A 20,597-nucleotide genomic window follows, 5' to 3' on the forward strand; every position below is an offset into this window, starting at 1 on the left:
CCTGTCCTCGTCTTTCCTTGGAGCGTTTCGTGCGTAATAGATTTCGCATTCTTGTCGCCTGTGCTTTGACGCTCGCGCTTTGCTGGGTGCCGGGATGGGCGTTTGCCGGTGGTACTGAGGGCGGGGCCCAGGTTGCCGTGACCGCCAAGGGGCTTTCTTATGGGCTCGATGGTTTTGAACGGTTAGCCAAGGGGACCGCCCGTGTCATGGAGGGCCAGCCCGAGGGCTATCGGTTTCCCGTTGAAGGGGACACGGACCTCATAGTGGCGCCTGCTGCCGATCGCGTTGTGGTGTGGGTATCGCCCAAGGCGGTCGAGAAGTATGGATTGGATCCGCAGGACAACGAGTGCGCATCGGGTCTCAAGGCTCTCGTCTGCGAGCTTGACGGCGCAAACTGCATGGGAGGCGCACGGCTGGAAGACATGGATCTTCCTTGGTATGCCACGACGGAAGCGGCGTTTAATGTCGGTGGGTATACCTATGCCTTTGATGAGCGCGGTGCGAATGGGGACCGCTATGTGGTCATCGCATCAGCCTCGGGTGATGCCAAGGGCGGCGCGCGTTGGCTTGATAGCGCTCAAATCGTGGAAGCATCATCCGTTGTGATGCAAGATGAACAGGAGCCCTTGGCGTCCCTTGTCGCCTTTTTGACCGGCATCGACTATCGCCCGCTTTGGGTGTCTATCAAAACGAGTGGCCTTGCCCTGGTGATTGCCTTTGCGCTGGGCCTGTTTGCCGCATGGAAGACTATGGGCACGACGAGCCGCGTGAAGGGCCTGCTCGACTCGGCCTTTACCATCCCCATGGTGCTGCCTCCCACGGTGTGCGGCTTTCTGCTCCTCATGCTGTTTGGCCGCTCGACCGGGGTTGGCCAGTGGCTTATCGCGCACGGCATCTCGATCGTCTTTACCTGGCCAGCGGCGGTGATATCTGCCGTGGTGGTGTCGTTTCCCCTGGTCTACCGTACGGCGCTCGGCGCCTTTGAGAGCCTGGACACGCAGATGCTCGACGCCGCGCGAACCCTGGGGTGGTCCGAGCGCCGTATCTTTGCCAAGCTTATGATGCCACTCGGCTGGCCCTCGATCGCCGCCGGTACGGTGCTCGCCTTTGCCCGTGCGATGGGTGAGTTCGGTTGCACCCTCTTCTTTGCGGGTAACTATGCCGGTATTACGCAGACCATCCCCATCGCTATCTACTTTGAGTGGATGGGTGGCAACATCTCAGTTGCCCTCTTTTGGGTTGTCGTCGTGATTGCGTTTAGTTTCCTGGTCATCCTGTTTATCAACATGTACACCGCGCATTCGCAAAAGTATCGCGAGCGGGGCCTTTCCCGTGCGGAGCGCAAGCGGGCCAAAGAACTCGCCGATACGGCCGATTCGCTCGACCCGGTGGGCGGCGATGCCCTGCGTATCGATCGCGAGGCGCTGGCCGAGCTCATGCGCGATGATGCCACTCTGCAGGGAGGTCGATAGGCCATGTCGATCGTTCTGGATATCAAAAAGCGCTATCCCGGGTTTACGCTCGATATGCAGCTTGAGGCTGGAGAGGAGCGCGTGGCGCTGCTGGGCGCCTCGGGGTGCGGCAAGAGCTGTACGCTACGCTGCATTGCCGGTGTGGAGACGCCCGACGAGGGCAAGATCGTCGTCAACGGCGTGACCTTTTTTGATTCGGCGGCGGGCATCAACCTATCGCCCCAGGAGCGTAAATGCGCCCTGCTGTTCCAAAACTATCAGCTGTTTCCCAATATGACGGTGGCCGATAACGTGTGCGCCGGCGTACAGGATGCGGGTGACGTCGCTGCACGCAAAAAGCTCGCCGAGCGCTATCTGGGCATTTTTGGTCTGGCCGATTTTGCCGACCGCTATCCCGCACGCCTCTCGGGTGGTCAGCAGCAGCGCGTGGCGCTTGCGCGCATGGTGGCGGCACACCCGGGCATTTTTATGTTCGACGAGCCCATGAGCGCGCTCGATGCCTACCTTAAGAGCGCGCTCGAGCAGAACATGCTCGACCTGTTCGACGTGTGCAACCGCACCGTGCTCTACGTGAGCCACGATATCGACGAAGCGTGTCGCCTGTGCCAGCGCATTTGCGTGATGCATAACGGGCATGTGGAGGAGATCGGCTCCGTCGAAGATGTGGTCCGCCGGCCGCAAACCTTGGCCGCGCTGCGCTTGACGGGCTGCAAGAACACAAGCCGGGCGTGCAAGATCGGCGACGAAGAAGTTGAGGCTCTCGACTGGGGCATGACCTTTAATGTGGGTCGCGAGGTTCCTGATGATGTGGCGTACCTGGGGATTCGCGCAAGTTACTTCCATGTTGACAACCGTGCCGAGCGGGGTCGTAACAGCTACGACTTACACGTGGCCCGGGTGAGCGATTCGCGCTTTGAGCGGCTGGTGCTGTTGGACGTGCCACGTGTCGATGCGCCCACGCGTCTGCAGTGGAAGGTCAACAAGGTGAGCGTGGCTTCCGACGAGCTGCCGCAGGCCGACGAGACCCTGCGCATGCACTTCGATGCCAAGAGAATTCATCTGGTTTGTCGATAATGTGACAAAGGGACAGTCCCTTTGTCCCTTCTGCTGCGTCGCGTAGGGGTTGCGATACGCCGTCCGCTCGCGGCGCCACCATGCGTATACTGGGAGGAAAAGATTGACCTATGAGAGGAGGGATCGATGGCTGACGATTTCATCAAGCTCACGCAGATGACCGCTGCCTCTGGTTGAGCCGCTAAGTTGGCTCCTGGAGCCCTCGCCCAGGTCCTGGGCGACTTACCCAATGTGCATAACGACAACCTGCTCGTGGGGTTCGATACCTCCGACGATGCGAGCGTCTTTCGCGTTGGCGACAACTTGGGCCTCGTGCAGTCCATCGACTTCTTCCCGCCGATGGTCGATGACCCGTTTCTGTTTGGTCAGATCGCCGCGGCCAACTCGCTTTCGGACATCTACGCCATGGGCGGGCGGCCGAGCCATGCCATGAACCTGCTGTGCATACCTAACTGCCTGGGCGTCGAGGTTGCCGGCCAGATTTTGGCGGGTGGCGCCGACAAGTGCGTCGAGGCTGGCTGCACCATCGCGGGCGGCCACACCATCAACGACGACGAGCCCAAGTACGGCCTGTCCGTGAGCGGTTTTGTGCCACTCGACCGCATGCTCGCCAACAGCGGTGCGCGCGTGGGCGATGTCCTACTGCTGACCAAGGCGATCGGCTCGGGCATTATCACCACGGCCATTAAGGGCGAGCTCATCGAGCAGGACGAGGCCAGCCAGATGTTTGATTCTATGCGCACCCTCAACGAGGCCCCGATCCGTTTGGCCGAGGGGCTCGAACTTCACGGCTGCACCGACATTACGGGCTTTGGCCTGATTGGGCATGCGTGCGAGATGGCCGAGGGCTCGGGCGTGCAGATTGAGCTTGCGTCGGGGGCGGTGCCGCTCTTTGACCAGGTGCTCGACATGGCGCGTCTGGGCATTATCCCCGCTGGCTCCTACCGCAACCAGGACTTCTTTGGCCCGCGCGTGGCGGCCGACGATGACCTGGAGCCGGGCATGCTAGATGCGCTGTACGACCCGCAGACCTCGGGCGGCCTGCTCATCGCAGCGCCTGCTGCCGATGTGGATGAACTCGCGCGCCGTCTGCATGCCGAGGATCGCATCGCCGCCACAATCGGCCGCGTGTGCGAGGCGGTGCCGGGTGGTCCTGCCGTTCACGTTGTGCATTAAGGAAAACCGTTTATGCGACCGTCTGCTGTTCTGGGCGGTCCCTTTTGAGAGGATTTGCTATGTCACCTAAGATTGAAGTCAATGCCATGGGCGATGCCTGTCCGCTGCCCGTCGTCAAGACGCTTAAGGCGCTCAAACAGCTTGACGGCGAGGGTGCCGTGGTGACCTCGGTCGATAACGAGACCGCCGTCAAGAACATCTCCAAGATGGCGCAGGAGAAGGGCTGCACGGCCTCGGTCGAGAAGATCTCGGACGCCGAGTGGCACGTGACCGTCACGACCGCGGGTGCCGTGGCCGTTGCGGACCCCGAGCAGGACGGTGCCGCTTTCTGCGACGCCAGCGCCGGCAAGGGCAAACTCGTCATTTCCGTCTACACCGATTGCATGGGCCGTGGCGACGACGAGCTGGGCCACAAGCTCATGAAGGCCTTCATCTTTGCCGTGACGCAGCAGGAGGAGCTGCCCGCGACCATGCTGTTCTACAACGGCGGTGCCAAGCTCACCGTAGAGGGCTCTCCGGTGCTCGACGACCTGAAGGGCCTGGCCGAGCAGGGCGTCGAGATTCTCACCTGCGGTACCTGCCTGGACCACTTTGGCATTAAAGACCAGCTTGCGGTGGGCGAGGTCACCAACATGTACGTGATCGTGGAGAAGATGGAGCAGGCCGTGCGCGTCGTGCGCCCGTAGCGTATTGGTTGGAGTTGCCATGAGGGAGAAGCGCCCGGCGCTTGTCATCACGTTTCCTACCACGGCGGCCGCCATGGGGTGCGAGACCCTATGCATCGAGCGCGGCCTTCCCGGGCGAACGATTCCCGTGCCCGGGGAGGTCGCTGCCGGCTGCGGTCTGGCGTGGAAGGCGTTGCCTGCCGATGAGGAACTGCTGCGCGCCGAGCTTGCCGCAGCGGGCATTCCCACCGAGGGCTATACCGTGATTGATATGTGGGAGGTCGTGCGATGATCTATCTGGATAACGCGGCGACGACCATGCACAAGCCGCAGACGGTCATCGATGCCGTGACGCAGGCGATGTGCTCGCTCGGCAATGCCGGGCGCGGCGCCACGTCGGGTGCCCTCGATGCCGCTCGTACGATTCACGCTTGCCGTGCCAAGCTCGCGCGCCTTTTGGGTTGCCCGAGGGCGGACCATGTGTGCTTTACGCCCAACTCCACGGCGGCGCTCAACACCGCCATCAACGGGGTGGTGCGCCCCGGCGACCATGTGGTCACAACGGTGCTCGAGCACAACTCCGTGTTGCGTCCGCTCAACCGCCTGGCGGCAGAGCGGGGCGTGACCGTTGAGCATGCGGGCTGCGACGCGAACGGCGTGCTCGACTACGACGAGCTCGAGCGGCTGGTCACGCCCGGTACGCGCGCCGTGGTGGTGACACATGCCTCTAATGTGACCGGCAATGCGGTCGATGTCGCACGCGTGGCTACCGTGGCCCACGCGGTCGGCGCGCTCGTGATCGTCGACGCCTCGCAGTCTGCTGGCTCGGCGAAGATCGATATGGCTGGTATGGGGCTCGACATTGTGTGCTTTACCGGCCACAAGGGGCTCATGGGACCTCAAGGCACCGGTGGCCTGGCCGTGGCGGAGGGCGTCGACGTGGCGCCCTGGGCCATGGGCGGCACGGGTGTGCACAGCTTCGATGCGTTACAGCCCATGGAGTGGCCCACGCGGCTCGAGGCGGGCACGCTCAACGGTCACGGCATAGCGGGCCTTTCCGCAGGCCTTGATTTTATCGAGGCACAGGGTGGAGTTGAAGCGATTGCGGCTCACGAACGCGCCCTGGCGGATCGCTTTCTCGCTGGCGTGCGCGAAATCCCGGAGATCAAGCTCTACGGCGCCTTTGACCAGCCGTCGCGCTCGGCGATCGTCTCACTCAACGTGGGTGATATCGACTCTGCCGAGATCTCGGACGCGCTCATGCAAGGGTGGGGGATTGCGACGCGCCCCGGTGCCCATTGCGCCCCACTCATGCACCGCGCGCTGGGAACCGAGCGCCAGGGCGTGGTTCGCTTCTCGTTTGGTTACTTCAACACGGCCGAGGAAGTCGACACCGCGATTGACGCTTTGCGCGATTTAAGCAGCGATTAGACCAACCATTTGCGCCCTTAGATAAACCGTTTGCGCAGCCTTCCCGCATTGTCGCTTATACAGGGTATTGTGAGATGATGGCCCACACTGGGACTCTGTATCTTTGCAAATTGCGGGAAGGTTCCTATGAACAGGATCACTGCTGCCCTCTATAGGTTTTTAGTCGTCTATCTTTCGGTCGCGATGGTCTTGACCTCGATACCCCTTGCGCCCAGCACGGCCTATGCCGATGATGCCGGGGCGGTCGCCGTGGAGAGCGAGGCCCAAGAGACCGACTCGGGCTCCGATACCGATGCGGTCGATGGATCATCACCTTCGGACGAAAACGCTTCGTCCACGTTTTCCGACCAAACGAATAATACGCAGGACGACTCATCCAACGCGGCATCCGACACCCCCGGGACGAGCCTAGCGCAGGACCTCACAAGTGCTGCGACTGATTCCGATGCTGCAAAGAGCTCGCCTGCAACGTCAGAGTCCTCGTCCGATGACAGCGAAGTCGATCCCCTCGTGTATGAGGATCCAACGGTCTATGAGTATGCCAAGCTTATGCCGAACGGCTATGTGTATCCGTGCGATGCAGGCGGAAGCGTTACGGTAGAGATTGATGGAAACGACCCGTATGGGAGCTCTGTCGACGGTAAATTGGTAACCAATCTGATCGTTGATTACGGAGTGGATGGGGTCCCCGGATATATTTGTGAGTATTCCTCCAATCTGCGTTCGGTGCGTTTTGAGAACAGCTCTATTTCTTCAATTGGACTACACGCCTTTTCTGGGTGCTCCAATCTCGCCGATATCAGCTTTTCCGGTATGACCATTGGAAGTATCGGAACAGGGGCCTTTTCTGGGTGCGGATCGCTTACGAGCCTAAATATTGACGACGTTGCTACCATCGGCACGATGGGCGATGCCGCGTTTGCCTGGAGCGGGCTGCGGTCTACGGGGCTCGACAAGGTCGTTGGCCTCTGTTCGATTCCTGAGAACGCTTATAATGCCTGCAGCGCTCTGACCGATACCGGTCTGGGCAGGAACACATCCATCACGTCAATCGGCGTTAATGCGTTCAAAAACTGCTCCCGCCTTGCGACGACCGGACTTGAGAGCAATACGACGATCAAGACGCTCCGCGAAGGTTGCTTCTCCGGGACCAATATGAGCGGCGGGCTGACGCTGCCCCTTTATTCCAAAATCGAGGAACTGCCGAGCCGTGCGTTCTATGGCTCTAAGCTCGAAACCGTGTACCTTGGGTGCGGCCATGCGGTGCTCATTAATTCCACCACGTTTCCCAAGCAGTACATGACTGTCATGGTCCCTGCCAAGATGGTTTCGCAATACGAAAGCGGCCACCCTAAAGAGGTTTGGGAGAGCTGCAATGGTAGCCTGCCCGTCCCCGTGGGTAAGGTACTCCAAAAGATAAAGATTTCGCGCGATCCCGACAAGATGGCCTATCAGCAGGGGGAAAAGATCTCGCTCGAGGGCATGAGCGTCACGTTTCAATATCCTCATTCGACGATGGATAGCGACTACGAAGCCCTCATAAAGGAAGAACTCGGCGAGTACCTTACGGCAACTCCTTGCGACGGCGACGTCTTCGATGGCTCGATGGACGGAGAACCCATACAGCTGGTGTATGACGATGGCTACACGCGCCTTGTCGCGTACAGCAAGGGCAACCTGCAGCAGGCAGCCTACGAGTATGCCAAGCTCATGCCCAACTACTATCTGTATCCGTGCGACGCAAACGGAAATCTTACGGTAGAAATCGATGAAAACAACCCGCGCGAGAACTCTGTCGATGGTCGAATGGTAACGAATTTGATTGTCGATTACGGGGTTGATGAAGTCGACGCACAGCTCTGCGCCGACTCTACCAATCTGCGTTCAGTGCGCTTTGAGAACACTTCCATTTCCAAAATCGGATTGCACGCCTTCTATAACTGCCCGAATCTCACCGATATCAGCCTTTCCGGTATGACCATCGGCACCATCGGGAAAGAGGCATTCTATGGCTGCAAGTCGCTTATGAGTTTGAACATCAACGAGGTTGCCACTATTGGCTCTATGGGCGACGCCGCGTTTGCCGAGAGTGGACTGGTGTCCACGGGGCTCGACAAGGTTGTCGGCCTCACATCGATTCCCGACAGAGCCTACGAAGGCTGCAAGGCTCTGACCGATACCGGCCTGGACAAGAATGCCTCCATTACATCGATTGGCGTTTGCGCGTTCAGGTTTTGCTCGAACCTTGCTACCACAGGGCTCGAGAGCAACACAACGGTCGAAACGCTTGGCCACACCTGCTTCTACGGCACCGACTTGAGCGGCGGACTGACGCTGCCATATAACTCCAAGATCGAGGAGTTGCCGGAAAAGGCGTTTGGCAGTACCAATCTCGAGACCGTGTTCTTTGGGTGCAACCATGCGGTGCTCATTAACACCGACACGTTCCCCAAATACAACATGACCGTCATGGTCCCCGCAAAGATGATTCCAAAGTACAGCAAGGGAGAGCCCAAGGCTGTTTGGGAGAGGTGCAACGGCTGCCTGCCCGTCCCGGTGGGCAAGGTGCTCGAGAACGTTGAGATCTCATGCGACCCCAACAACATGACCTACGAGACGGGGGAGACCATTTCGCTCGAGGGCATGAGCGTTGAGCTCGATTACCCGCATACGGTATCGATTTGGAACTACGAGGCGCTCATACAGGAAGAGCTCGGCGAGTACCTTACGGCCACCCCCTGCGACGGTGACGTCTTCGATGAGTCGATGGACGGACAGCCCGTAAAGCTCGTGTATGACGACGGCTATTCGCATTTTGAAACCCAGACCAAGGGCACGCTACAGCTCAAGAAGCCTGAGCCGACGTCGTTCCAGATCTCCTATGCCCAAACGATCGATAAAGGCGAACGCAAGCTGATGGACGGCGTTGAACTGCCCGATGTTTCCAGCGCGACGACGATTGATGCAGGCGACGAGGTCACGCTCGATGCCGGTGCTCTAGGAATGCTCAACGACAACATCACGTTTAAGGGTTGGTATGACACCGAGTCCGGCAAGTACATCTCCAGGGAGCCGGTCTACACGTTTACGCCGGATAAGGATCTGTCCCTCGAGGCTCGCTTTAAGCTCAAGGACTATGCGGTGCGTGTCAACGATGCGCAGGCGACCGATTCGTCACAGGACTATGCGCACCTGAGTGTTACCGCTCAAAACTGCTCTCGCAATGCCGGTGAGACGGTTGAGGTTTCCGCCGTCACGGATAACGCGCTGTTCCTGGGCTGGTATCTGGGCGAGGGCGATGATGCGTACGCCGTGAGCGATCAGCTCGACTTTACCTATACGGTGGACAAGGCGGACGCGATTGTGTCCGAGGACAAAACTGACGCTAGGATCGAAATTACTCCGCGCTACTGTGCTCCGCAGGCGAGCGTTGTGCTGAGTGTGGACGGGGTCGATGAGAGTGGGCAGCCGCTCGGACAGTTCCTCTCTACCGGTCTGTACGGTATCGGATCGCGCGTAACGGTCGTGGCGGTGCCAATGCCTGGCTATGTGTTTGACTACGCGACCGATGCCCTCGGCAACGTTGTCTTTACCGGCGACGATGGTCCGTCCTACACGTTTGTGCTCGAGGGGGATGTGCAGTACACCGCGCATTTCCGCGAGGCGACTGACCCCGACGAGTCACTCGCGGCGCTGAAGGCCGCGCTCATCGCCGCGATTACGGCTGCGGCCTTTCTCGCTGCCATGTATGGCTTGGGCGAGATCGTCGACCCCATCGCGGCCGACGCGGTGATCGAGATCGGTATGGCCGACAATATTGAGGATGTTGCCGCTGTGGGCACCAAGGTGCTCAAGGAGATTAAGGACATCATCGACGACCACAAGAAGCCCAAGCCTCATGGCGACCATAAGATCGAAATTATTGCCACCGCGCAGCCCGAGGTGGGCGGCGTCGTTACCGGAGGCGGTATCCACTATGAGGGGACGGTCGCCACGCTCGAGGCTGTCGCAAATCCCGGCTATCGCTTCGTATGTTGGAAAGAGAACGGCGTCGAGGTCTCGACATCTCCTCTCAAGACGATGACGATCACGGACCTGACGCCCGAGGTTGTAAAGATGACGGCCGTTTTCGAGAAAAAAGTCGAGATTACGGCAGTTGCCGAAGCCGATGGCATTCAGGCCGATTTTTCGACAGGCTGCACCGCAAGCCCCGTAAAGCAGAGCATTACGCGTGGCGATCAGGCTATGGTCACTGCGAGCGAGGGTCCTGACTATGCCTTTGTGGGATGGTTTGAGGACGGCGTCGAGGTTTCGCCCGAGCGTACGTATATCTTTAAGGCCGAGGTCGACCGCCATCTGGTTGCACGCTTCCGCAGGGCGGATAAGACCATCCTAGTGAATACCGATCCCTTCGACAGCGCCGAGGTGCTGTGCGATGGTGTGCCGGTCGTGGATGGCAAGGTTCGCGCGAAGGATGGGGACATTCTCACGTTTACGATGCGGCCCAAGGTGCGCCCCGACAATCCGGAGAAGACGTACCGGTTTGTAGAGTGGCGAGAAACCGATGCGCAGGGTATCACGATTGCCAACAAGCAGGAAGTTTGCGAATACCGCGTTAACGGGAATGCCCGGATCGAGGCTGTAATGGACGGCAGGGATGCGCATACTGTGCGTGCCGAGGCCGACCCGCTCGAGGGCGGTACCGTTACGCTGAAGCGCGGTGAGACTGCTGTCATGGTACTCGAGGTTCCCGAAGGCGAGCGCGTGACCGCGGAGGCCACCCCATCCGAGGGCTATATCTTTGACGGTTGGTATCTGAGCAACGGCGGCTCGGATGCCACCTCGACGCTTGTTTCGAGCGAGCGCTCCTATACCTTTGAGCCCATTACCGACTGCGTGATCCAGGCAAAGTTTACGCGTGCCTGCAAGGTGGACGTTGTCGTTGAGCCGGCCGCGGCCATGGCGGGCAAATATTTGGTGCACGGCGAGGGCTACTGCATGAAGGGCGAGCCTGCCACGCTGAGCATTGAGCTCACGGCCGAGGCGAGCAAACAATTTACCTTTAAGGGCTGGTACGACGCCAAGACGGACCTGCTTTTGGGCACCGACCCCAGCTACCTTGAGTTCTATCCCGAGGACGTGGATTGCACGGTGCGTGCGGTGTTTGAGGAAAACACGTATACCGTGACGGCGAAGGCAAAAAAGACCTTTGTGGAGCGCGGTGCCGTTGAGATCGAGGGGCATCCGGGCGCATTTTCTGTTACCTGTGGCTACGGCGATACGGTGATGCTCAAGGCAAAGGCCAACGACGGCTATCGTTTTGACCATTGGAAGGATGACTCCGGTAAGGAGTACGACACCGCCGAGCTGGTCGTCAAGGTCACCAAGAGCGATACCTATACCGCGATTTTTACCGACTCAAAGCCCGAGGTCATCGTCACCGCCGATTCATGGCTCGGCGGTACCGTGACGTGCAATGGGACCGTGGTGAAGCCTACGACCGATAAGTTCAAATTAGGGGAAACCCTTCATTTGACGGCCAAGGCCCATCCTGGCTTTTTGTTCTGGGGTTGGTACGTCAATGGCCGCCTGAAGAGCCTTAAGCACGAGACCTCGTTGGTTGCGAAGGCTCGCGGTAAAACCGGGCACTGCGTTATTACCGCGGGCTTTGTGCCTATCGATACCGTCTGCGTGCCCCTCGCTGATCCTGCGGAGGGCGGCACCGTCAAGGCGAGCCGTGTTCTTGCGGACCGCGGCGCGGAGGTTGCCCTTAAGGCAACGCCCAATCCCGGTTATGTCTTTACTGGTTGGTATACGGCAGACGGCACGTTTGAGTCTGCCGATGCGGAGTTCACCTGCCACCAGGAGCGCAGCCATGTGCACATCGCTCGCTTTATGGCAAAAAGCTATGAAGTCGACGCCACGACGGTAGTCGATTCCGGCACCGGCTCGCTGGTCGAATCGAGTGTCGCCGGCTGGGTCGAGGGCACGGGTACCGTTGAGGCGGGGCATGCCGCCACGCTGACCGCGCATGCGCTTTCGGACTATGCGTTTGAGTATTGGGCCGATGCTTCGGGCGCCGTGGTAAGCCGTGATAGCACCTATCACGTGATGCCAACGTCCGACACGACGCTCCAGGCCGTGTTCTCGGCAAAGCAATATACGGTGGACGTCTCCTGCGAAGAGAACATGGGCACGGTCGAGGGTGCGGGGGCGTATGCCGCCGGACAGGTTGCAACCGTGCGCGCTATCGCCGCCGAGGATACGGCTTTTGTGGGCTGGTTCCAGAACGGCACGTGCGTGAGCTCCAAGAAAACATATCGATTTACCGTGCGTGAGGACACGTCGCTCTATGCCGTCTTTGCGTCGGGTTCGTATGTCGTGCATACCGTTGCTTCGCCTGCCGAGGGCGGAGCCGTGAGCGGTTTTGGTGGCTATGAGGCCGGCGACCGCGCAACGCTTCGTGCGATCGCCAACACCGGGTATTCGTTTGCGGGTTGGACGGACGACAAGGGCGAGTCAGTCAGCGAGAACGCCGACTATACCGTTAAGGTCACAGGTGACGCCACCTATACGGCGACCTTTACGCCTAAGTCCTATCAGGTCGTTTTGAGCGCGAGTGACGATAGCGTTGGTACCCTGAGCGGAGAGGGTGCCTATCAATTCGGTGATACGGTCGAACTCAACGCTACGCCTATGGGAACCAAACGTTTTGTCGGCTGGTATGTCCTGGATGCCGAGGGCAACAAGTCGCTGCTGAGCTGCGACGCCCATTGTTGGGTTAAGCTCGACAAGGATATGGTCGAGGGGCTCGAGGACGATACGTTGGAGCTCCGGGCCGTGTTTGCCGATCCGTACGAGGTGACCGTTACGGGCGAGGTCGTGGTGAAGGACAAGGCATCGAACAGGGGCTGCCGTGCTACGGGCAGCGGCAGCTTTGCCGTGGGCGATCAGGTGGAACTGACCGCTGTTGCCGGTATGGGCTATCGCTTTGTGGGCTGGAGCACCGATAAGGAGGGCACCTCGATTGTCGAGACTGCGACGACTCTCGATGTGACCGTCACGCAAGACATAACGTACTACGCGCAGTTCGAATCCGATGGACAGGTGACCATTACCGTCACCGGCTCGTCCATCTTCCGCGGTACGGCCCTTCTGGTCGACGGCATTCCTGCCGGCAGCAGGTCATACGACAGGGGCGACATGTTTATGGCGATCGCGATCCCGTGGAAGAAGTACCACTTCTCGCATTGGGTCGACGATGCGGGTGTCACGGTGAGCTACAGCGCGTTCTATATCGGTACCGCAAAGGAGAATAGGCAGCTTACGGCCGTGTTCTATGAGACGGGCTGTGATGTTCAGGTTGCTACGTATCCCAAGGACGCGGGCTTTAGCATGGTTGCGCTTGGTACCGGCGGCTCCTACCACTCCGCGGCGATTATGTTTACCGTGCCGCACAAGGGTTGGAAGTTTAAATACTGGGTCGACGAGAACGGCATGCCTGTGGGTGCCACGCCAGTGATCAACCGCGTTGTGTTTGGCAACCGTACTTTTACGGCCGTTTATGAGCGGGCGTCGATGACGGTTACGGCGGTGGATTCGCGTCAGGGCGGACACGTCGAGGGTTCCTCCGAGGACGAATCTCTGGGCTATGCCGTGACCAACGAAGTCGAGAACGGTGAGTCCACGACCCTGACTGCCGTTCCCGATGCGGGCTATGTGTTCGATGGGTGGTATGCACGCAACGACGACGGGTCGCTGGGCGATGAGCCGCTGAGCACGGATGCTACCTGGACGTTTGTCCCCGAGGACAACATGACTGTCGAGGCGCGCTTTGCGGAGGCGCCTAAGTACAAGGTGACGGCCCGAGCGGTCAACGGATCGGTTGATCCGGAGTCTGCTTTGGTCGCCACGGATGGCAAGGTGACGCTTTCGGCGGCGCCCGATGAGGGCTGCTACCTGACGCGCGTGACCGTTGCCGAAGAGGCTGGCGAGGATGGTTCGGCCGGCAATGCCTATGACCTTGATATTTCTGACTATAAGGGTGGGGCGTATGAGGTCACGCTGAGTGGCGTGAGTGCTCCGCAGCAGGTCACGTTTGAATTCGCAAAGGCTGCGGCTCCGGAGGTGCTCGCTCAGCCGCAGGATGCAAGTGCTTATGAGGGCGATCCGGTTGAACTTTCGGTTGCCGCGGAGGCGGGGCGCAACGTTCGCGTCCATGCGGCCGTGTCTTCTGGATCCGCTGCAGACGTCAAGCTGAGCTACCAGTGGTATCGCGTGTCTGACGATGGCGGCAAGGCGGTGGCGCTGAAGGGCGAGACGGGGGAGACGCTTTCGATCACCCAGCTCGACAGCGACGGCGAAGGTGAGTATTTCTGTCGCATTACGCAGAACTACCTGGGCACGGTGACAAAGACGGATACCGAACATGCGAAGGTATCCATCGTGCCGCGAGAAGCACTCGTGTTTAACGGGCGCGTGCTGCCGGTGGCGACCGCTCACGATGAGTACCGCGTCGTGATTGCGGGCGCTACGGGCGGCAAGGCACCGTATGCGTACAACTTGGATGATGTTGAGGTTCCTGAGGGCATGCAGCTGACGCTGGCAGATGACGGATCGGGCGCCTTGGTACTCTCGGGCGTGCCTGCGGCTACGGGTGTGCATAGCTTCAAGATTGGGTGCACTGATGACCTGGGCAACAAGTGCGATGCGCACTTCGCGCTGCTCGTGAAGGCGAAGGAAGCCCCGCTTACATTTGAGGGCCAGACCTTTACCTACAACGCGACGGCGCAGGCCCCGGAGCTTTCGGGCGTGCCCGAGGGTTGCGAGGACGATGTCAAACTGACCTATGTTGGCACGGGCGACACACATTACTCGTCGGATCAGGCGCCGGTGGATGCCGGCACGTATCGTGCGGTGGTGACGCTCGACGCCAAGGGATATGTCGGTAATGCCTCCTGTGACTTCACGATCGAGAAGGCCCCGGTCGATATTTCGATCGAGACGTCTGATGTGACATACGATGGCGCACGACACGGTGCGGCGGTTGCGGTTGCCGGCCTTGATACGTCTGGCTATTCCGTTGCCTATTGCGGTATAGATGGAACGTCCTATGGTCCGACGGCGCTGGAGCCGTGCGACAGCGGTAACTACCGCGTCACGGTTAAGGTGACTGACTCCAACTATCAGGGTAAAGAGTCCGCCGAGTTCTCGATTACAAAGGCGAGCCAGGTCATTACGGGAACGACAAGCTATTCGGGCGTGTATGGTGGAGACCCCATTGTGTTTAACAACGTTGCCCAGACTCCCGTGACTTTTGAGCTGGTCGATTCCGATGACGATAGGGGCCCGGTTTCGATTAAGGGACGCTGCGCGACGGTGAAGGCTGCCGGTACGGCACGTGTTGTCGCCCATGCCAAGGCGTCTCGAAACTATCTTGCCGCCGAGGACGTCGAGTTGACGGTTTCCGTTGCACCTGCCCAGTTGCTGGTGAAGGTCGACGATGCCGAGCGCTTTGAGGGCCAGGAAAATCCCGAGTTTACCTCCAGCTTGGTGAGCCGTTGCGACACCTCGGACGTTAAAGTTACGTACTTCTGCTCGGCGAATAAGAAATCGCCGGCGGGTGAGTACCAGATCGACGCGGCGGTTGCCGATCCGAACTTTGATGTCGCGGTCGACCCCGGTACGCTGACGGTCAAGAAGAAGCCCGAACATTACAAGGTGACGGCGAAGGCAGTCAACGGTTCGGTCGACAACGACTTGGTTTCGGTCGTTGAGGGCGGGGATGCGACCGTCTCGGCGACGCCCGACGAGGGCTGCTACCTCGAGCGCGTGACGGTCGCGCAGGCCGGCTCAGATGCGACCGTTGACCTCGACATTTCTGATTACAAGGGCGGGGCGTACAAGGTCACGCTGAGCGATGTCACCACATCGCGGGAGGTCGCGTTCGAGTTTGCGAAGGCGGACGCTCCGCGTGTGGTCGCGCAGCCGCACGACGTGAGCGTCCATGAGGGCGATTCGGCTGTGCTCTCGGTCGCGGCCGAGGCGGGCAAGAACGTCGCCGACCACGCGGCCTCGTCCACGGGTTGCGCTGCCGAGGTTGAGCTCTCCTACCAGTGGTTCCGCATGGTGAATGGCAAGGCCGTGGCGCTCGAGGGCGAGACGGGGGAGACGCTCTCGCTCGCGGACCTCGACGACGAGCTGGCCGGCGAGTATTTCTGCCGCATCACTCAGCGCTACCTTGGTACTGAGAAGCAGACGGACAGTGATTGCGTCTCCGTCTCCGTCGTTGCCTGGGACACCCTTGTGTTTAACGGTGGCCTGCTGCCGGCAGCGAGTGCGCACGGCACGTACATCGCCACGATTGCCGGGGCCGCGGGCGGCAAGGCTCCGTACGAGTACGCATGGGATAAGACGAAGCTCCCCGACGGGCTCAAGCTCTCCCGTACTTCGGGCGGTCTGACGCTCTCTGGTGTTCCGTCCAAGACGGGCGTTTTCGCCTTCGATATTACGTGCACGGATGCCCGTGGCGAGGCCATGACCGCCCGCTTTGCGCTCGCTGTCCAGGCAAAGCGCGTAAAGCTTACGTTTACGGATGGCGACTTTACCTTTAATGGCGCGTCGCAGGCCCCCGAAGTTTCCGGTGCTCCCAAGGTCTGCAAGGGTGACCTGAAGGTCTGGTACTACGGATGCGGAAGTACGCAATATTTCTCGACGGATGCCCCGACCGATGCCGGCACATACCGCGCTGTCGCCACGCTGCGCAGCCACGGCTACATCGGTGCCGCTGCCTGCCAGTTCGAGATCGCTCCGGCAAAGCTCAAGGTGAAGGTTGACGACGCCGAGCGCTTCGAGGGAGAGGCGGACCCGGCGTTTACCTCGAGCCTGGAGAGTGCGGTTGATACTTCGGGTGTGAAGGTCGAGTACTCCTGCGATGCCGATGAGAGCTCTCCTGCTGGCAAGTACCAGATCGGCGCGACGGTCACCGATCCGAATTTCGATGTCGAGGTCGTGCCCGGAACGCTGACGGTGAAAAAGAAGCAGGAGCCCGTCGGTCCCGACCCGGTGGTTCCGGACCCGGACAATCCGGATAACCCCGACCCGGACAACCCGGATCCTGATCAGCCTGATCCTGGTCCTAACCCCGGCCCGGATAATCCGGAGCCCGATAATCCTAATCCGGATCCCAAGCCTGATCCAGATCCCAAGCCTGATCCAGATCCCAAGCCTGATCCAGATCCCAAGCCTGATCCCGATAATCCCGACCCTGATAACCCCGAGCCCGATAACCCGGACAAGCCCGAGCGCTTTGAGGTGACGGCAAAGGCGGTCAACGGTTCGGTCGACAACGCTTCCGTCACCGTTGATGCGGGCGGCGACGTGACGCTCTCGGCGACGCCCGACGAGGGCTGCTACCTCGAGCGGGTGACGGTCACGGAAGCCGGCCCGGACAAGGCCATCGATCTCGATATTTCCGGCTATGAGGGCGGAGCGTACGAGGTCACGCTGAGTGGCGTCACCGCGTCGCACGAGATTACGTTCGAGTTCGCGAAAGCGGACGCTCCGAAGGTGATTGCGCAGCCACAGGACGCGAGTGCCCACGAGGGCGATGCTGTTGTGCTCTCGGTTGCTGCCGAGGCGGGCAAGGGCGTCCTCGACCACACGTCCTCGTCCACGGGTTCCGCCGCCGATGTCGAACTTTCCTATCAGTGGTTCCACATGGTGGGCGGCGAGACCGTGGCGCTCGAGGGCGAGACGGGGGAGACGCTCCTCATCGAGGGCCTTGATGAGGATTGCGCCGGCGAGTATTTCTGCCGCGTCACTCAGCGCTACCTTGGTACCGAGGCGCAGGTGGAAAGCGATCGTGCCGTCGTTTCCGTTGTGCTCCGGGATGCCCTCGTGTTCAACGGCGGTCTGCTGCCGGTCGCACGTGCGCATAGCACGTATCGAGCGACGATTGCGGGTGCCGCGGGTGGCGAAGCTCCATATGAGTACACATGGGACGACGCTAAGCTCCCCGACGGGTTTAAGCTCACCCGCACAGCGGGCGGCCTGACGCTCTCGGGCACCCCGTCCAAGGCCGGAGTGTCTAGCTTTGACATCACGTGCAAGGACGCTCGGGGTGAGACCGGGACCGCGCACTTTGTTCTGGTCGTTCAGGCGAAGCGGGTCAAGCTTGCATTTGAGAGCGGCAACTTCGTCTATAGCGGTGACGCCCAGGCGCCCGAGGTCACGGGGGTTCCCAAGGCCTGCGAAGGTGACCTGAGGGTCAGGTATTACGGGACGGGCGGCACGCACTATTCGTCGAGTGAGGCCCCGACCGATGCCGGCACGTATCGCGCCGTTGCCACGCTGCGAAGCAACGGGTATATCGGCGCCGCCTCGCGCAAGTTCAGGATTGCGCCGACGAAGCTTAAGGTAAAAGTCGACGATGTTGAACGCTTCGAGGGAGAGATGAATCCCGCCTTTACCTCGAGCCTAAAGAGCTCGGCCGATACCTCGGGCGTGAAGGTCGAGTACTCCTGCGTCGCCGATGAGAGTTCTCCGGCGGGCGAGTACCAGATCGAGGCGACGGTCACCGACCCGAACTTTGATGTCACGGTTGAGCCCGGTACGCTGACGGTGAAGAAGAAGCAAGAGCCTGTCGACCCGGACCCGGTGGTTCCCGATCCGGACAAGCCCGATGGACCTGATCCGGACAAGCCGGACCCGGACCAGCCTGACCCGGACCAGCCGGACAAGCCCGAGCCCGACCAGCCTGACCCGGGCAGGCCCGAGCCCGGCAAACCGGAGCCTGATCAGCCGGACAAGCCGGACCCGGATAACCCGGATAAGCCTGAGCCCGACAACCCGAGTAAGCCGGAGCCGGAAAAGCCCGGAACGCCCGATTCGGACCAGCCGGATTCAAAGGATCCGACAAAACCCGGTAGTTCGGATGACTCCGCAGCTGATAAGGCAAAGGCATCGGGCGCGGAAAACTCCGGCAAGAAGGAATCTTCCAAGTCGAGCGCTCAGCAGCTCGCCGATACGGGCGATCACGCGCCATTGGCCGTCGCCGTGGCTGCGGGCGCCGTTGCGCTTATCGCAATAGCGCTCGAGCTGCTGCGTCGTCGTCGCTCGGACGCGTAACGGCTCAAAAGGGGTGGCTAGATTGAAGCTGTGCGCGATTTAGCCTGCTAAAGCGTATATACTTGCGGGACGGGTCTTGTGCCCGTCCCGTTTTTGATTCGACCCGAAAGGTGGTCCCATGGCTTCATCCGCCCCGCGCGGTCTGCGCTCCGACCATGTCCTCACCGTCGGCATCGCCCTGTTCTCGATGCTCTTTGGCGCCGGCAACCTTATTATCCCGCCGCTGCTGGCGCTGCAGGCAGGCTCTGCCACGCCGGTTGCCATGCTTGGCTTTCTCATTGCCGCCATCGGCCTGCCCGTCATGGGCTTTATCGCCGTTGCGCTTGCCGGAACGGCGCGCGAGCTTGCCGGCCGCGTGCACCCCAAGTTTGGCGAGTTCTTTGTTGCGGCGGTGTATCTGGCCATTGGCCCGTGCCTGGCCATTCCGCGCACGAGCTCCACGGCCTTCGAGATGCTGGTGCCGCTGCTGCCCGAGGGCGTCTCGCTCAGCACGGCACGCCTGGTGTTTGCCGTTGGATTCTTTATCATCGCGTTTGCGCTCACGCTGCGCCCCGGCGTCATCACGCGCGTGCTCGGCCGCATTACGGGCCCCGCGCTCATTGCCCTTATCGTATTGGTCGTGGGTGCCGCTGTGGTCTCGCCGCTGGGCTCCGCTGCCGCGCCGCAGGCTCCCTATAATGCTGGCGCTGCCGTACAGGGCTTTTTGACCGGCTATCAGACCATGGACCTGCTCGCGTCGCTCGCCTTTGGCATCATCATCGCCGAGACCATCCACGAGCTGGGTGTTACCGATGACAAGCGCGTTGCCTTCGAGATTTCGCGCTCCGGCGTGATCGCCGGTGTGCTCATGGCCATCATCTACTGCGGCTTGGGCCTTGCCGGCGCGCAGCTCAGCACCGTGATGCCCGATGCCACCAACGGTGCCGCCATCCTCGCCCGTTCCGCCTCTATGCACTTTGGCCTCGCCGGCACGGTCGTGGTCTTTGCGATCTTCTTCCTCGCTTGCATGAACGTGTGCATTGGCCTTATCAGCTGCTGTTCGCGCTATTTCTGCGAGACGTATGTGGTCAAAGGGGGAGCGGAGGCTTCCGAGGAGGCCATGCGTCGTCCCTTTGCTGTTCTCGCCTTTGTGTTCGCGGCGTTTTCGTGCGTGCTTTCCAACGTGGGCCTCGACGTGATTCTTATGTTCTCGGTGCCCATGCTCAACGCCCTGTACCCCGTCGCCATCGTGCTGGTGCTTATGGGTCTGGTGCACGGTTTTTGCGACGCGCATCCGCAGGTGTGGGTCTGGGTCGGCGGCGTTGTCGCAGTGCAGAGCGTGATTACCTCGGTCCGCGATGCGTTCTTTACGGGCGCGTGGCTGCCGTTCGATGCGCTGCCGCTGGCAGACATTGGAGCCGCGTGGGCGCCGGTTGCCGTGGTGGCGTTTGTGATCGGCCTGCTCCACAGCTGGTTTGTCGTACATTCGAGGAGCTAGGGTATCGTCGCTTGCACAGGCGGGGAGTCTCCCCTATAATTTCCTTCGCTTTGGGACACGCAAGGTTTAGACCTTAGCTGCTCAACACCTTCGGGACGTGGCGCAGTTTGGTAGCGCGCCTGCTTTGGGAGCAGGATGTCGCAGGTTCAAATCCTGTCGTCCCGACCATATCTT

The 20,597-nt window shown here is 60.5% G+C and carries 8 protein-coding genes and 1 tRNA gene; all 9 read left to right on the plus strand.

The window, feature by feature from the left end; all coding sequences use genetic code 11:
- Positions 1–29 precede the first annotated feature (29 nt).
- The 9 genes from modB to DWV32_RS01920 all read left to right on the plus strand — a co-directional run bounded on the left by modB (position 30) and on the right by DWV32_RS01920 (position 20,591).
- A complete protein-coding gene (gene modB / locus DWV32_RS01880; protein WP_233540376.1) occupies positions 30–1,472 on the plus strand; it encodes a molybdate ABC transporter permease subunit in 1,443 nt (480 codons plus the stop codon).
- A gap of 3 nt (positions 1,473–1,475) precedes the next feature.
- Positions 1,476–2,546, plus strand: a complete 1,071-nt coding sequence (locus DWV32_RS01885) for a sulfate/molybdate ABC transporter ATP-binding protein (protein ID WP_117757034.1) — start codon at positions 1,476–1,478, stop codon at positions 2,544–2,546.
- A 126-nt stretch (positions 2,547–2,672) separates the two neighbouring features.
- Positions 2,673–3,722 (plus strand): selenide, water dikinase SelD, encoded by a 1,050-nt coding sequence (selD, locus tag DWV32_RS01890; protein ID WP_370448192.1) that lies wholly within the window; start codon positions 2,673–2,675, stop codon positions 3,720–3,722.
- A 59-nt stretch (positions 3,723–3,781) separates the two neighbouring features.
- Positions 3,782–4,408, plus strand: coding sequence for a sulfurtransferase-like selenium metabolism protein YedF (yedF, locus tag DWV32_RS01895; protein WP_117757036.1), 627 nt, complete (start codon positions 3,782–3,784; stop codon positions 4,406–4,408).
- Positions 4,409–4,427: 19 nt separating this feature from the next.
- Positions 4,428–4,679: a DUF3343 domain-containing protein gene (locus tag DWV32_RS01900; protein WP_117564982.1), complete on the plus strand. Its 252-nt coding sequence runs from the start codon at positions 4,428–4,430 to the stop codon at positions 4,677–4,679.
- Entirely contained in the window at positions 4,676–5,818 is a 1,143-nt protein-coding gene (locus DWV32_RS01905; protein WP_117757037.1) for an aminotransferase class V-fold PLP-dependent enzyme, read from the plus strand. Before DWV32_RS01900 ends, DWV32_RS01905 begins: the two co-directional genes overlap by 4 nt.
- A gap of 126 nt (positions 5,819–5,944) precedes the next feature.
- Complete coding sequence (locus DWV32_RS01910; RefSeq protein ID WP_117757038.1) at positions 5,945–18,946, plus strand: leucine-rich repeat protein; 13,002 nt, start codon at positions 5,945–5,947, stop codon at positions 18,944–18,946.
- A 118-nt stretch (positions 18,947–19,064) separates the two neighbouring features.
- On the plus strand, positions 19,065–20,423 hold the full coding sequence (brnQ, locus tag DWV32_RS01915) for a branched-chain amino acid transport system II carrier protein (RefSeq protein WP_117757039.1): 1,359 nt from the start codon (positions 19,065–19,067) through the stop codon (positions 20,421–20,423).
- Between the two features lie 91 nt (positions 20,424–20,514).
- A tRNA-Pro gene (locus tag DWV32_RS01920) sits at positions 20,515–20,591 on the plus strand.
- Positions 20,592–20,597: the final 6 nt, after the last annotated feature.

This window comes from Collinsella sp. AF04-24 (assembly GCF_003465685.1).
Classification (GTDB): domain Bacteria; phylum Actinomycetota; class Coriobacteriia; order Coriobacteriales; family Coriobacteriaceae; genus Collinsella; species Collinsella aerofaciens_AP.